A 15,364-nucleotide genomic window follows, 5' to 3' on the forward strand; every position below is an offset into this window, starting at 1 on the left:
TAAAAGATATTGCTTGAAATGGCTTTAATTGTTAGAATAGTAGCAACATCAACGACTGCCTATATTAAAACAGCAGCGGACGGCAAAGGAGAAAATAATGGAAGAAAAGAGAACGAAGGATTCTGAAATCGAGATAGGGAATAAAGAGGATGTTCAGCATAAGTTAACACTGTATGCTGTTGCAGACGGAGAAGTCTTATCGATCGAAGAGGTTCCAGATGAAATCTTTGCTCAAAAAATGATTGGAGAAGGATTTGCAATCAAACCTACTTCACAAACTGTTGTTGCACCGATAAAAGGCAAATTGATAGAAGTTGCCGACGCCAAACATGCCTATTATATTGAAACAGCTGAAGGGATCAAAATATTGATTCATATTGGAATCGATACGCTTTTACTAAATGGAGAAGGATTTTCTACTCAGCGGGAAAAAGATGATGAAGTGGATAAAGGCGACAGTCTAGTGACATTCGATGAAGATTTCATCGTCGGAAAAGGATACAATCCTATTATTTCTGTAATCGTACTGGATGATCAGGCAATTGAAATGAAGCAGACACTGTTCTCTGCTGATCAAGCCGTTGCAGGTGAAACGGTCGCTTTAGAAATCGAGCTTTAAACAGTAGACTATAAGAGCCTAACGTTCCTTAAGTGAAAAATTGAACCTGATTCATAGGTAAGGTATAATTAACATAATCTATATAACAAGACATAATGATTAAAAAAACATGTTTCTGAGGAGGAACATCACTTGAAAAAAATATTAGTAGTTGATGATGAAAAGCCGATTTCAGATATCGTTAAATTTAATCTCGAAAAAGAAGGATTTGAAGTTGTTACGGCTTATGACGGGGAAGAAGCCGTCGCAAAAGTAGAAGAACATACACCTGACTTGATTGTACTGGATCTGATGCTTCCCAAAATGGATGGACTTGAAGTCTGCCGGGAAGTCCGTCGTACCCACGATATTCCGATTATAATGGTCACCGCTAAAGATCAGGAAATTGATAAAGTACTAGGGTTAGAATTAGGGGCAGATGACTATGTAACAAAACCTTTCTCTAATCGCGAACTTGTTGCACGGGTAAAAGCCAATCTAAGACGTCAAACGACTGCACAAACGGCAGAACCGGAAAAACCTGAGAATAATGATATTGAAGTTGGGGACTTAGTTGTACACCCTGATGCCTATATCGTTTCTAAACGAGGCAGTACCATTGAGCTGACTCACCGCGAATTCGAATTGCTGCACTACCTGGCAAGACATATTGGGCAAGTCATGACTCGTGAACATTTACTAGAAACTGTCTGGGGCTACGATTATTTTGGAGATGTTCGTACAGTCGATGTAACCGTCAGACGATTACGTGAAAAAATTGAAGATAACCCCAGCCATCCGAACTTTTTAGTCACAAGACGCGGAGTAGGGTATTATTTGAGGAATCCTGAACAACAGGAGAAGTAATTTTATATGAAAAAAAAGATTCGTTTTTATCAATCGATCAATACAAAAATCGTTTTTATTATTGTTATGTTACTGGTGTTCGCCCTGCAAATTATTGGGGCGAATTTTATTACCCAGATTGAACGGCGATTAGTGACGAGTTTTCAAGAAGACCGACAAGCACAGATCGATTTCCTGGAAAGTACTGTCCAGCCTTACTTGGAAGAATATGAAAATAATGAAGAATCGGAAATTGACCCGCGTGAAGAAATCAATGATTTGTTGTCTGAATTTTCCGGCAGCGGCATTACAGATTTGCAGGTGATCGACCAAAATATGGTCGTACTCGGCAACAGCGACAGCACTCAGCAAGATACACTGGGGCAGCTCTCCGATGATACAGACGTCAGAGACGTTCATTTGTCAGGAAATACGCTGGCTATCCAAGTAGAAGACAGCTCTTCTGGAGCCAGAAAGTGGAAGATTGTAGAACCGGTATATTCTAGTTCAGGAGAAGAGTTTTTAGGGATTATTCTGATGGAAAGCAATATTGAGTCCGTCTATACACAAATTTCTGATATTACCGTAATCTTCTTGCAGTCTTCTGCAGTCGCCATCGTGTTATCGCTGATCTTAGCCAATATGGTTTCAAGAGCATTGACGAAACCAATCAAGGAGATGCAGACACAGACTAGAGCGATTGCTGAAGGAGACTATTCAGGCACTTTAAAAGTCTATGGTGAAGACGAATTAGGACAGCTGGCTTTTTTGATCAATGAGTTGTCTGATGAAGTTGCGGAAGCACAAGAATCAATCGATTCAGAGCGCCGCCGCTTGGATAGTGTCTTGACCCATATGACAGATGGTGTCATTGCAACAGACCGCAGAGGGAAGATCGTGATCGTCAATAATATGGCGGAAACGATGCTGGATGTCACCAACGAAGAAGTGATCGGTAAAAATCTGTTAAAAGTGTTGGATGTAGAAGAAGATCTGACTCTGCGCAAACTGCTGGAAGAGCAGGAAGATATTCTGATCAATGGGACAAGTGTAGAAGCACCCACTGTTTTGAGAGCCTCTTTTTCACTGATTCAAAGAGAAACCGGCTTTATCAGCGGAATCGTTTGCGTGCTGCATGATGTTACAGAACAGGAAAAAATCGAAGCAGAGCGGAAGCAGTTTGTTTCCAATGTATCTCATGAGTTGAGAACGCCGCTGACCAGTATGAGAAGTTATATTGAAGCTCTTGCCGATGGTGCTTGGCAAGATCCCGATTTGGCACCGAGATTCCTTGAAGTTACACAAAATGAAACAGATAGAATGATTCGGATGATTCAGGACTTGCTGCATCTATCTAGAATTGATGCTGGGAAAAGTGAGTTGGAAGTTGAACTCGTCGATTTAACAGAACTGCTGGATCATGTATTGAATCGATTCGATATGCTGATTCATTCCAGTGATTATGCCGGCAAGAACTACCATATTGAACGACATCTGCTCAATACACCGGTTTTCGTAGAATTGGATACCGACCGTATGATGCAAGTGCTGGATAATATTATGAACAACGCTTTAAAATACTCTCCAGACGGCGGAACGATTACAGGCAGAATGCGCCAGACAGATCAGTCTGTCATCATTAGTATCACAGACCAGGGAATGGGGATTCCTAAAAATGATCTAGTCAAAATCTTTTCCAGATTTTACCGGGTGGATAGAGCTCGTTCTCGCGCAATGGGCGGTAGCGGACTAGGGCTGGCAATCTCCAAAGAGGTTGTTGAGCAGCATGGCGGCCGCATATGGGCAGACAGTAAAGAAGGAGAAGGAACGACTTTCTATCTATCGCTTCCGTACATTCCGTTTGAGGAGGATGAGTGGTCATGACATGGACGCATATAAAACATTTCTTGCTGGGTGTTCTGATCGTTTTGAGCCTTTTCTTAAGCTTCAGTCTTTTGACTGCGGGCAGTCAGCGAGATGAACAAGCCTCTACGGGAAACAATTCGACACCTTCTCTGGTTGCTGATCGGACGATTTCTGAAGTCTTTTCTCCGCAGCAGATTGTCATCCATGAAGCTTACGAGAATCCTTTAATTGCTTCTTTACAAGACAGCAGAGCATTAATTGAACGCACATACGAAAACATTACCTATGAAGAAGTCCAAGAACCGGAAACGTTTACACGAGAAGAATATCAGCAAGCTGTGGCAGAAGATTCATGGGTAGAATTTGTCTACGATGGTCAGATTCCGTTCGGATTATTCGAAAACGGATTTGAAAATCTGCCTTCTGATTATGAAAATAGAACTTTCAACAAAATATTGTTCAATCTTGAAAATGAGCAGCAAGTCTTGTTTTATAATTCATCTGATGAAGTCATTTATAGAGTAGGACAAGTCAATTATGTAGAGAATGTGATTGATGAGTTTAGAGGATCAGAGACCATTCAATATACTGAAGCGGCTTCTCTGGAACTTGCACAAATTGTTTATGTTCCTAGAGAAGAAGTGGTTGTTCCTTATCGAAACTATGTCGTTCGTCAGTTGCCGGATGTGTTCTATATTGATCTGTTATTTGAAGAAACGCCGGAAGTAGAGCGAAGAGTGACTGGAGAAACCCGTATATATAATGACTTGAGAACAAAAGTCGAGGTCAACGACCTTACAAATGTATTGACTTATGAACGCCAAAGAGCAAATTCAGGACAACTGACATTAAGTGAACGACTATTGAACAGCTATCAAGAGTTAAGACAAGTCGAAAACTGGACAGATCGGTCCCAGTACCAGTCTTATAATGCTGCTACAAATTATGTCGTGTTTCAGCGATATCTGGATGGATTACCGGTCTTCAGTTCTCAACAGCTGGAATCAACCGTACGGGTCAGAGTAGGGGCTAATGGAAGAAGAAACCTGCGTATTCCGCTTCAAATTATCCAAACACCGATTTCTTTACCGGGCTACGAACAAAAAACATTACCGAGTGGACTGGCAATTGCTGATCAGTTAGAAGCTGCGGGTGTCGCCCTTTCTACTGTAGATGAGTTGAAGGTAGGCCTAACATGGGAAGAAAGTGAAGAAGACGAGCGAGTCATTCATTTTGAACCAGATTGGTATGTCAGTGTAGAAGAAGACGAAAGTGTATACGAAATCGGACGTTTTCTAGAGTTGCAGGAGGATTCGCTGAATGGACTTTAAAAAAATTGAAAATATCTTTTTAATCGCCTTTACACTGCTGAATATTTACCTGCTGGTTGGATATATTAACCGCTCTGAGACACAGTATGCTTCAACGACTTCTGACCAAGTCAACTATATCCGTCAGATGCAGGAAGCCGGTATTGATTTACCAGATTTTCCGGAAGCACGAGATGAAGTTACGTACGTTCAAGCGAATACCAATATATTGTTAGAAGAGAATGTGGATACGTTAGAAAATCAGGTTGGTTCCATTGGACCTGATGGAACTTTATACACAAGTATATTGGCCGACACCATTGAGCTGGAAGGAGATCCAGAGTCTGGATTCACAGATGCTGATTTTACGAAACTAAATGAATTTATCAATAGTTCTGCTGTTTTATTCGGAGATCAGTATGAATTTTTGAGATTTGATCGTACAAATAATGTGTTTATTTATAGTCAGTCAGTAGATGGCGTACTCGTTGCAGATGGAACCTCAGAAATTTCTCTGATTTATGGTAGTAACGGCGGTATCATTTCTTATCAGCAGACCTATGCAGGTCCTATGGAAGAACGAGGAGCGGCTCAGGAAATTATATCTGCACAAAGAGCCGTTGAGATCCTGTTCCGGAACAGAGAGATCTCTTCAAATGCAGAGGTCAAGACACCGATTCTGACGTATCAGCGAACACTGAATTTAGAAGAGTTGAGTATATATGGACCAGTATGGCTCGTACCTGTAATAGAAAGCGGCACTGAAGAGGTATTGAGAGTAGATGCGACCAACGAGAGCGGTATAATTCTGCAAGCTCCTGCCGATCCTACCGAACCAACAGAAGAAGAGCCGACAGACCAATCAGACACAGAGGAAACGGAAGAGACAGAGTCAACAACAGAAGAAGAACCCGCTGCAGAGTAGTTCCTCTAATCATAGCAGTTAGAAGTAGAGAAGCCGTTTAACATTCGTTGAACGGCTTCTTGATTTAGATGCTGTATTTGTTGTAAGATAGACTGTGATTATGGACGGGAGAGGAACATTGAAATGTTAGAAGTGGATCAGACTGGGCTTAGGATCAGCGTGCTGGCCAGCGGAAGCACAGGCAATATCACCTATATTGAATCAGACAAAGTAAAGTTATTGGTAGATTGTGGATTCAGCGGTAAAAAAGCAGTGGAACTTCTGCAGCAGATCGACCGTCGACCAGAAGACTTGAATGCCATTCTAGTAACACACGAACACAGCGATCATATCAAAGGCGTCGGTATTATGGCACGTAAATATGAACTGGATGTCTACGCAAATCAGAATACATGGAATGCCATGGAGTCCAAACTTGGAAAACTGAAATTGGATCAAAAGCATCATTTTGATTTGGATCATACAATGACGATCGGCGATATCGATGTGTCCAGCTTTGGAGTTTCACACGATGCTGTGGATCCGCAGTTTTATACTTTTCAAAAAAATGACAAGCGATTTGTGATGTTGACCGATACAGGATATGTCAGTGATAAAATGCGTGAATATGTTAAAAATGCTGATGCTTATCTGTTTGAAAGCAATCATGACTTGAGCATGCTGAGAATGGGCCGTTATCCATGGTCACTGAAACAGCGAATCATTGGAGACAAAGGACATCTGTCTAATGAAGACGGCGCACTGGCATTAGCTGAAATCGTAGGAGACAGAACGAAAAGAGTTTATTTAGGACACTTAAGTAAAGAAAATAACGTAAAAGAAATTGCATATTCTACAGTAGAAGAAATACTGATGCAAAAAGATACCGGTGTAAATCATACGTATCGCCTGTATGATACAGACCCTATAGAAGCTGCACCCTTATTTCATTTATAGTCAGATGAAAAGCATGGATCCCTATTATGAGGATTCATGCTTTTTTGTTAGACTTCTAGATTAGACCAATATATGATAAAATGATTAAAATTATCATCAACACATAAAAGGGAGTCGTGAAAAGAATGACCGCCAAGCAGTATATTGAAACAGTATTGAACGAGGTAAAAGAAAAACATGCGGGTAAAACAGAATTCATCCAAGCTATAGAAGAGTTTTTACCAACACTTGAAGCTTATCTAGAAGATCACACAGAGATCATTGAACATAATCTGTTATCCTTGATCGTTGAACCAGAGCGATTAATCCAATTTCGCGTACCATGGCAAGATGATGAAGGTCACTGGCAAGTCAATCGTGCTTACCGAGTCCAATATAATTCAGCCATCGGACCCTATAAAGGCGGATTGCGATTCCATCCTTCAACCAATGAGAGTATTGTCCGTTTCTTAGGATTCGAGCAAATCTTCAAAAACAGTCTGACAGGATTGCCGATCGGCGGCGGAAAGGGCGGCAGTGATTTTGATCCTAAAGGCAAATCTGATGCAGAAGTTATGCGGTTCTGTCAAAGCTTCATGACTGAGTTTCAGAAGCACATTGGACCTGATATCGATGTACCGGCGGGAGACATTGGTGTGGGCGGCAGAGAAATCGGCTACTTGTTTGGTCAATATAAGCGGATCAATGGCTTTGCAGCTGGAGTATTAACGGGTAAACCGGTGAGTTCATGGGGCAGCTTAGCGCGTACAGAAGCTACGGGATACGGGCTAGTTTATTTTGTGGAGAACGCACTAGAAGACAGAAATGAAACATTTGAAGATAAAACGGTTGTCGTGTCTGGAAGCGGGAATGTATCCATCTATGCAATTGAGAAAGCACAGGAGCTGGGTGCAAAAGTGGTTACCTGTTCTGACTCTTCAGGATATATTTATGATGCAGAAGGGATCGACTTGGCTCTTGTGAAAGAAATCAAAGAAATTCGTCGCGGCCGCATCAAAGAGTATCTTGAGCAGCATCCAAATGCTGTATACGTCGAGGGAGAATCAGTCTGGTCGCTTAAAGAAGCATATGACATAGCACTGCCTTGTGCTACTCAAAATGAAATCGATGCAGAACTGGCACAGCAAGTGATTGCATCAGGAGCAAAAATCGTAGCTGAAGGTGCCAATATGCCTTCAGATAAAGCAGCGATTGACCTTTATAAAGAGCATGGTGTACTGCACTGCCCAGGAAAAGCAGCAAATGCCGGCGGAGTAGCTGTTTCTGCTCTAGAAATGGCACAAAACTCTGCACGACTGGCATGGTCATTTGAAAGAGTAGACAATGAATTAAAAGATATTATGAAAAATATTTATTATACCTGCAGTAAAACAGCTGAGACTTACGCTGAAAAAGATGACTTGATGTCTGGTGCCAATATTGCCGGATTTGACCGCGTTGTTCAGACAATGTTATCACAAGGGTTAGTCTAAAAAGTCCGTTTACTGAGCTTGTTTAAGACTGTCTATCCAGATCATTTTTTATGAAAAGGATAGGCAGTCTTTTTCTGTTTTATTGAAAAAGAAAGAACCTTAACCCGCTTCATAAGCAAAAAAATATAGATTATTCACAATATATGGTAAAATTATGTTGATATAGAGCGATTTATTCAACATAAGTTCAAATAAACTTCAAATGAAGATTGTACAATCAATTCATAAGCGATTTATTTTTTATTTTCTGGAAGGGGAATTATATATGCAAAAATTGAATATAAAAAAATTTATAGCCATCGGATTAGCTTCTACTGTATTAGTAGGGTGCGATGCAGCTACAAATGATAGTGCAACAGAAACAGAGACTGGAAATGTAGATGAATCTGGCAATGTGGCTGTTTCTGAAATGAGAGTCGAAACAACGTCGGATGTAACAGAAGCCGTTAGCGAAATAGACGATGCCGTCGTTTCAGTGATCAATAAACAGCGAGTAACAACACAAGATCCATGGGGACTTTACGGTGGACAAGGTGAAGCAGAGCTGGAAGAAGAAGAACAATTGCAACAAGTCGGTACAGGGAGTGGAGCTGTCTATAAAGTAGATGGGGACACTGCGTATGTCTTTACAAACAACCATGTTATTGAAGGATCAGATGCCATTGATGTACTGCTTAAAGATGGAACCAGAATAGAAGCACAAGTCGTGGGTGCTGATGTGTGGACGGACCTAGCAGTATTATCGATCAGCTCAGAAAACATAACGAAAGTAGCTGAATTCGGAGATTCAGAAAGTCTAGTTGTAGGAGAACCGGCAATTGCTCTAGGTTCACCACTAGGAACAAATTTTGCTTCTTCTGTAACGTCAGGAATCGTTTCTGGTCTAGGAAGAACAGTACCAGTAGATACAAACGGAGACAGCGAATACGACTGGGAAATGACGGCGATCCAGACAGATGCAGCAATTAATCCTGGGAACTCTGGTGGACCTCTAGTCAATGTGGCCGGACAAGTAGTCGGAATCAACTCAATGAAGATCTCTACTTCTACAGTAGAAGGTATGGGATTTGCAATTCCAAGTAACGATGCGGTAGATATTATCAATGAATTGGAACAGAATGGTGAAGTTGTCCGTCCAGTCCTTGGAGTTGGCATGGTAGACCTGGCAACTGTATCAGCAGCACAACAAGACAGTATACTAGGCTTGCCAGAAGATGTCAGCGGTGGAGTGGTCATCGCGCAAGTAACACCAGACAGTGCAGCAGCAGAGGCCGGTTTGCAGGAGAATGATGTGATTGTATCCTTTAATGGAACAGACATTACCAGCGGAGTACAACTGAGACAACAAATCTACGATACAGAAATCGGGGATGAAGTAGAAGTTGAATACTATCGAGATGGAACGCTAGAATCCACAACCATTACCATGAGAACGTCAGACGAAAACTTATAAACCGAATAAGAAAGAAGTGCGCTGATAAACAGTGTGCTTCTTTTTTTGTGGATAGAATTGTGCAAAAGTACGAGATATGTGTATAACTCATTTTTTAAGTCCGAAACAACAATCTTTTATTGAAAATAAGTTATCCACAGCTGTGAGCTGATATGTGTATAAGATCAATATATGTATAAAGTTTTTGTACACAAATGTTGTTAAATAAGGGTTTAAAAGTATTTTTAGACATGTGGGTAAAAATAAAAGGGGTGGGGATAACTTTATAAATAAGTACCCGTTTTTAGGATAGATGAATAATGAAAATTGCAGATTAAAGCGAAAATTATGGGAACAACGTTGTGGATATGTGGATAACTGTTGTGGATAAATGTTAATAAGAGTGGAAAAAACCACTTGCGTGTATACACAAGTGGTAGATAGATGAGGTTTGGTTAATGATTATTTTGCGATAGCTTTTTTGGTAACTTCAACGTTTCCTTTAATAGCTCTTGAGTAAGGACATACTTCATTTGCTTTATCGACTAATTCTTGTGCTTCTTCTTGAGAAACGCCTTCGATTTCAACAGTCAAGTCGACTGCTAGTCCGAAACCTTCGCCTTGTTTAGCAATACTGACTTCTGCAGTAACTGCTGAAGTAATTTTTTTCTTAGCTTGACCAGCCACTAATTGAAGTGCGCTGTCGAAACATGCTGAGTATCCAGCAGAAAATAATTGTTCAGGGTTCGTTTTTCCAGCTTCTCCGCGGCCGCCTAGTCCTTTAGGAACTGTTAGTTCTAAGTCTAAAACGCCGTCAGAAGATTTTACGTGTCCTTGACGTCCTCCAGTAGCTGTTGATGATGCAGTATATAATGCGTTTGACATGTTGAATCACCTTTCCTTTTCGTTTATTTAGCACAATTTAATTGTACACAACTGAATTAAGCGTGTCAAACTATATAATCTTTTTTTCGAACTTGTTATAATAGGATATAGGAGTGATAAAATGGCTAATGAAATATTAAAATTAGAAAATCAGCTTTGTTTTTCGTTATATGCAACGACAAGACAAATGACAAAGATCTACCGTCCCTTATTAAAAGAATTGAATATTACCTATCCGCAGTATCTAGTACTGCTGGTCTTATGGGAAGTACAAACCATTTCAGTAAAAACACTGGGCCAACGCCTGTTTCTTGATTCAGGAACGCTGACGCCTATGCTTAAGCGCATGGAAGAAAATGGACTGATTACTAGAACCCGTTCGAAAAGCGATGAAAGAGTCGTAGAAGTCACTTTGACTGAAAAAGGTGAACGATCGGAAGCGAAAGCGGAAAATATCCCAGTCAATTTCATTAAGCATTTGAATTTGAACGAAGAAGAATTCATACAGTTGAAGAATATACTAGGTAAAATGATGAGCCAGTTCGGCGAGTAAGGTGGAAGAAAATGGATATTACGATCCTTTCAGTCGGTAAATTGAAAGAAAAGTATTTGAAAAAAGGCATCGATGAATACGCCAAGCGACTCGGTGCCTATACAAAGTTCAACGTTATAGAAGTACCAGACGAAAAAGCTCCGGAAAATCTGAGTGATGCGGAAATGATCCAGATCAAAGATAAAGAAGGTCAGCGATTGCTGGCGAAGATTTCTGACCAAGCATACGTATTTGCCTTGGCTATCGAGTCCAAAGAACGAACATCAGAAAAATTCGCAAAAGAAATCGAGCAGCTCATGATTCATGGAAAAAGCAGCATCGTCTTCGTGATCGGAGGCTCACTTGGACTGAGTGAAGATGTGATGAAACGCAGCGATGGGACGATCTCTTTCGGAAAAATGACCTACCCGCATCAACTGATGAGACTGATTCTGACCGAGCAGATCTATAGAGCATTTCGGATTATGCGTGGGGAACCTTACCATAAGTAGATGAGGTTTCAAAAACATAAGTTAACAAGAAATTTTAATCAGTGATAAGAAAAAAGTACGCAAATTGGCAATAACCAATATGCGTACTTTTACTATTCAACTAATTATTTTGCGCGTTTTACTTCAATTCGGTAACCATCAGGGTCTGTTACAAAGAAGTAAGACGGTGTGCCGCCTGAAAGTCCTTTTAGCTCACCGGTTTCGTAAGCAGAGTCTTTACAGATTTCGTGCATTTTTTCTAAGTCGCTGACCGTCACGCCTAAATGACTGAAGCCGTCTCCTATAGTATATGGCTCAGCATCGTAATTGTAAGTCAGTTCGATTTGCACAGAAGAACCGGGAGAATTCAAATAAATTAAATCAAACTTTTTATCTGGGAATTCTCTGCGGCTGGCCACTTCAAAATCAAATAAGTTAGTGTAAAAGTCTAAAGTAGCCTCAATGTCTCTGACACGCAGGCAAATTTCAACAAGTACTTGGTTCATCATATCATCCTCCAATTGTTTATACCTTTATTCTAGCATGAATAGGTCATCTACACACATTTTCCTAAAGAAATTATTGGTAGACTAAGTGAGTTAATGAGAGCAGTGTCTTAGATTCATACCTGACGAGATGTGCGGTATGAATCAACAATATGTAGAAATAAGCATAGGCAGAAACCATATTTTAATGGGTTTATCTCCTTTTTTGCTCAAAATAGTTGAATCCTGTTACGTTTTTAAGGAAGAATAAAGGTAAAGCTTCTGTTACACTAAAGATTGAATAACGACCAGAATTAAGAGTGATAAAAGCGTTTGAACTCTGATACAATCATTCAGTAAAGCAAAAGAAAGCAGGAGAGTATGAATAAGCATTCATTTGAAACACTTGGAGTTAATTCCGAAGTATTAAAAGCATTAACGAGCTTACGTTATTTTAAACCGACAGCGGTTCAGGAAGCGGTCATTCCGCTGGCGCTAGAGAAACAGGATATCCTCGTCGAGTCTCAGACAGGCAGTGGCAAGACGATTGCCTTTGGTATTCCGCTTTGTGAACAAGCAGAGTGGGAAGAAAACAAACCACAAGCTTTGATTTTGGTTCCAACTCGGGAGTTAGCACTGCAAGTCAAGGACGACATCATGAATATCGGCCGATTGAAGCGGATAAAGGCTACTGCAGTATTCGGCAAGTCCTCCTTTAAAACGCAGAAATCCGAATTGAAGCAAAAAAGCCATATTGTTGTCGGTACTCCGGGCCGGGTATTGGAGCATTTAAAAGAAGGCACACTAGCAGTAGATAAAGTCAGCAGCCTAGTCTTGGATGAAGCGGATGAAATGCTGAATATGGGGTTCATCGAACAAGTAGAAGAGATTATCAATCACTTGCCGAAAGAGCGTCAGACGATGCTGTTTTCTGCGACTATGCGGCCTCAAATAGAGCGTATCGTCAGTTTTTATATGAGTCCGGATCGTGCTTCTGTCAGGATGGAAGCATCCATGGAAAATACGCCTAAGATTTTACACTCGTATATCAACGTAGAAGAAGAAAGTAAGAAAAAGCAACTATTAGATTTATTGACCATTGAGAATCCGGATGCTTGTATCATTTTTTGTAACACGAAAGACGTGGTGGATTCTGTAATGAAGTATCTGGACAAAGCTGGTTTGCCAATCGATAAGCTGCACGGCGGTATGGATCAAGATGATCGAGTGGAGGTAATGGATGAATTCCGCTCCGGGAAACTCCGTTATCTGGTCGCTACGGATGTCGCTGCTCGTGGAATCGACGTTGATAATCTGACACACGTCGTCAACTATGATGTCCCGTTTGAAAAAGAGAATTACACACACCGCACAGGGCGGACAGGTCGAGCAGGCAAAACAGGACTGGCTTTGACGATGGTGAGTGACACTGACCGAAGACGATGGGATGACATTCGTGACTATGCCTTTAATGGTCAGCAAGAACTTACGGAAATATTTGCGCCTAATGAACGTGCAATTATCCGAGCAAAGGCAGCTTTCGAAAAGAAAATAAACACACGAGTGGCTCCAAAAAAAGCCCGCAATAAAGAATTGAATAAAGACATCACGAAGGTTTACTTTAATGGCGGTAAAAAGAAAAAGTTGCGTGCAGTTGATTTCGTCGGGACGCTGACGAGTATTAAAGGAATATCAGCCGAAGATATCGGTATTATCACAATTCAGGAAAATGTCACCTACGTAGAGATCATGAATGGCAAAGGACCTTACGTTATTTCCGAAATGCAGAATCGTACGATTAAAGGAAAAAACTTGAAAGTCAGTAAAGCACGCAAGTAAATAAAAGCGTCATTTGAATAAGCCGATTAAACAAGTTGGCCAAAGAAGACTATGATCACTTATCACTTAGACGGCTCACAGAAAAAAATCAGTAGATAAGTCTTTCAAAAAACTTGAAGTACAAGGAATGCAAGCAGGAGAATGGTTGCATGGTCATTTATCAGGGTGTAAAAAGATAAAGCATAAACGAGCAGGATTGCGTGTGAGATTTAAAGAGTTGGAGAATGGTGTAGAAATTATCGACATCATTACGATTGGAAAAGATCAGATAAAGAAATATATAAGATAGCTGGAAAACGTTTGAGTGATTCATAACCACAACAAATAGAGAGAACCTATTCAATGGGTTCTCTCTATTTATATAGTGTTTATCTATATTAAAACAAGAAGCTGTTTGTTTTTAAAATCAAGAATAAATAGAAGACAAGTCACTGGCAATTGTCGGATAAGCAAAAATATGGTCAGCGACTTCTGATGCTGAAACTTTTTGTTCGATCAGCTGACTGAAGTAATTGATCAGTTCATCTGCTTCGTTATTCAGACAAGCGGCACCGACAAGTAAACCAGAATCTTTATCGGTCACGATTTTGATTTTCGAGATCGGTTCATTGGTTCTGTGATAACTGAACCATTTAGTAGCATCAATAGCAGATACTTCATAGCGATCATCATCAGTAGTCGCTTGGACTCCGATTTGAGCTAATTTAGGCCCTGAGAAGACCATTGTCGGAATACTAGGATAAGCAATAGGATCAGTCGTTTTTCCCGTTAGATAAGATACTACATAACTAGATTCAAAACTGCAGACAGGCGTCAATTTCGGCTGGCTTTTAGATAAAATATCACCTATTGCAAAGATCGCTGGGTTGCTGGTCTGAAGATATTCATTAACGGTAATGCCTTTTTTGTCATAGTCAACGCCAGCATTTTCGAGGTTCAATGCTTCCGTATTCGGAATTCTTCCGGTGGTACAGAAAACCAGGTCGGTATTTAATTGAAAGTCTGAATCGTCTGTCAGTGAAAAACCATCTCCAGCAGCTTCAATTTTTGAAATACTGACATTCAAATGGAACGTGACACCTTTAGCTTCAAGCTGCTTCATTAATAGATCAACGAGTTCCTGATCGAATGCTTTGAGAGGTCGATCATTGTGCTGGATGACATGTACGTCTGCACCTGCAGCATTTGCAAGGGCTGCAAATTCAAAAGCGATATAACCGCCGCCAACGAGTGTAACCGTCTCAGGCATTTCTTTAAGAGACAAGAACTCTCTGCTGGTTAAGAAATGTTCTTTTCCTTCGATATCCAGGATTGAAGGACGAGCACCTGCTGCAATGACGAACTGTTCTGCTGTTAGTTCTTCTTCGTTTACTTTTAAGCTATGGTGGTCAATAAATGCTGCTTTACCATAAAACGTTTCTACTCCAGCGGATTCCAAACTTTCCTTGCTTTGCTCTGGCACAGGAGAAGTGAATGTTTCTTTGAACGCCATCAAATCCGGCCAATTCACGTCAGGGACTATGTTGAATCCTTTTCCTTGTAATTGCTGAAGCTGATCTTTTGCCTCAACGGCTGAGACTAAGACCTTCTTAGGATCACATCCACGGTTGGGACACGTTCCGCCCCATAAATCGTCTTCTATTATTGCCACATGTTTACCTGAGGATGCTAAACTGGATGCAGCAGCTTTTCCAGATACGCCACTACCAATAATGACCATATCATAATGTTTTCCCATAAGTATAAT

Annotated in this window: 15 protein-coding genes; 12 read left to right on the plus strand and 3 right to left on the minus strand. The window is 40.7% G+C overall.

The features are described 5' to 3' along the window. Nucleotides 1–97: 97 nt before the first annotated feature. The 8 genes from B6F02_RS03230 (at nt 98) to B6F02_RS03265 (ending at nt 9,406) form a co-directional block, all read left to right on the plus strand. Nucleotides 98–619: a PTS sugar transporter subunit IIA gene (locus tag B6F02_RS03230; protein ID WP_080145966.1), complete on the plus strand. Its 522-nt coding sequence runs from the start codon at nt 98–100 to the stop codon at nt 617–619. A gap of 132 nt (nt 620–751) precedes the next feature. Beyond that, entirely contained in the window at nt 752–1,465 is a 714-nt protein-coding gene (yycF, locus tag B6F02_RS03235) for a response regulator YycF (protein WP_080145967.1), read from the plus strand. A gap of 6 nt (nt 1,466–1,471) precedes the next feature. After that, entirely contained in the window at nt 1,472–3,328 is a 1,857-nt protein-coding gene (gene walK, locus B6F02_RS03240; RefSeq protein ID WP_080145968.1) for a cell wall metabolism sensor histidine kinase WalK, read from the plus strand. Then, nucleotides 3,325–4,641 (plus strand): two-component system activity regulator YycH, encoded by a 1,317-nt coding sequence (gene yycH / locus B6F02_RS03245; protein WP_080145969.1) that lies wholly within the window; start codon nt 3,325–3,327, stop codon nt 4,639–4,641. The genes walK and yycH overlap by 4 nt, the downstream gene beginning before the upstream one ends. Then, nucleotides 4,631–5,545 carry a two-component system regulatory protein YycI gene (locus B6F02_RS03250; protein ID WP_080145970.1) on the plus strand — a complete coding sequence of 305 codons (915 nt, stop codon included), beginning with the start codon at nt 4,631–4,633 and terminating at the stop codon, nt 5,543–5,545. The genes yycH and B6F02_RS03250 overlap by 11 nt, the downstream gene beginning before the upstream one ends. A 123-nt stretch (nt 5,546–5,668) precedes the next feature. Continuing rightward, complete coding sequence (locus tag B6F02_RS03255) at nt 5,669–6,481, plus strand: MBL fold metallo-hydrolase (protein ID WP_080145971.1); 813 nt, start codon at nt 5,669–5,671, stop codon at nt 6,479–6,481. 125 nt (nt 6,482–6,606) lie between these two features. Further along, nucleotides 6,607–7,953, plus strand: coding sequence for an NADP-specific glutamate dehydrogenase (gdhA, locus tag B6F02_RS03260; protein WP_080145972.1), 1,347 nt, complete (start codon nt 6,607–6,609; stop codon nt 7,951–7,953). 265 nt (nt 7,954–8,218) lie between these two features. After that, the gene (locus B6F02_RS03265; protein WP_080145973.1) at nt 8,219–9,406 is read left to right on the plus strand and encodes a S1C family serine protease; all 1,188 of its coding nucleotides are present in this window, start codon (nt 8,219–8,221) and stop codon (nt 9,404–9,406) included. A 441-nt stretch (nt 9,407–9,847) separates the two neighbouring features. Here the strand turns inward: B6F02_RS03265 and B6F02_RS03270 are convergent, their stop codons facing one another. Next, a complete protein-coding gene (locus tag B6F02_RS03270; protein ID WP_080145974.1) occupies nt 9,848–10,270 on the minus strand; it encodes an organic hydroperoxide resistance protein in 423 nt (140 codons plus the stop codon). Nucleotides 10,271–10,391: 121 nt separating this feature from the next. On the opposite strand from B6F02_RS03270, the gene B6F02_RS03275 reads away from it, so the two are divergent. Further along, entirely contained in the window at nt 10,392–10,823 is a 432-nt protein-coding gene (locus tag B6F02_RS03275) for a MarR family winged helix-turn-helix transcriptional regulator (RefSeq protein WP_080145975.1), read from the plus strand. An 11-nt stretch (nt 10,824–10,834) separates the two neighbouring features. Continuing rightward, nucleotides 10,835–11,314, plus strand: coding sequence for a 23S rRNA (pseudouridine(1915)-N(3))-methyltransferase RlmH (rlmH, locus tag B6F02_RS03280; protein ID WP_080145976.1), 480 nt, complete (start codon nt 10,835–10,837; stop codon nt 11,312–11,314). A gap of 104 nt (nt 11,315–11,418) precedes the next feature. Here the strand turns inward: rlmH and gloA are convergent, their stop codons facing one another. Further along, complete coding sequence (gene gloA / locus B6F02_RS03285) at nt 11,419–11,799, minus strand: lactoylglutathione lyase (protein WP_080145977.1); 381 nt, start codon at nt 11,797–11,799, stop codon at nt 11,419–11,421. 360 nt (nt 11,800–12,159) lie between these two features. Between gloA and B6F02_RS03290 the strand changes: the two genes are divergently transcribed. Both B6F02_RS03290 and B6F02_RS11105 read left to right on the plus strand, forming a co-directional pair. Continuing rightward, nucleotides 12,160–13,617, plus strand: coding sequence for a DEAD/DEAH box helicase (locus B6F02_RS03290; protein WP_080145978.1), 1,458 nt, complete (start codon nt 12,160–12,162; stop codon nt 13,615–13,617). 127 nt (nt 13,618–13,744) lie between these two features. Next, nucleotides 13,745–13,906, plus strand: a complete 162-nt coding sequence (locus B6F02_RS11105) for a hypothetical protein (protein WP_256864631.1) — start codon at nt 13,745–13,747, stop codon at nt 13,904–13,906. Between the two features lie 117 nt (nt 13,907–14,023). On the opposite strand, the gene B6F02_RS03300 is transcribed toward B6F02_RS11105, so the two are convergent. Then, entirely contained in the window at nt 14,024–15,355 is a 1,332-nt protein-coding gene (locus B6F02_RS03300) for a dihydrolipoyl dehydrogenase family protein (protein WP_080145979.1), read from the minus strand. Nucleotides 15,356–15,364: the final 9 nt, after the last annotated feature.

It is taken from the genome of Marinilactibacillus piezotolerans (genome assembly GCF_900169305.1).
GTDB lineage: Bacteria > Bacillota > Bacilli > Lactobacillales > Carnobacteriaceae_A > Marinilactibacillus > Marinilactibacillus piezotolerans_A.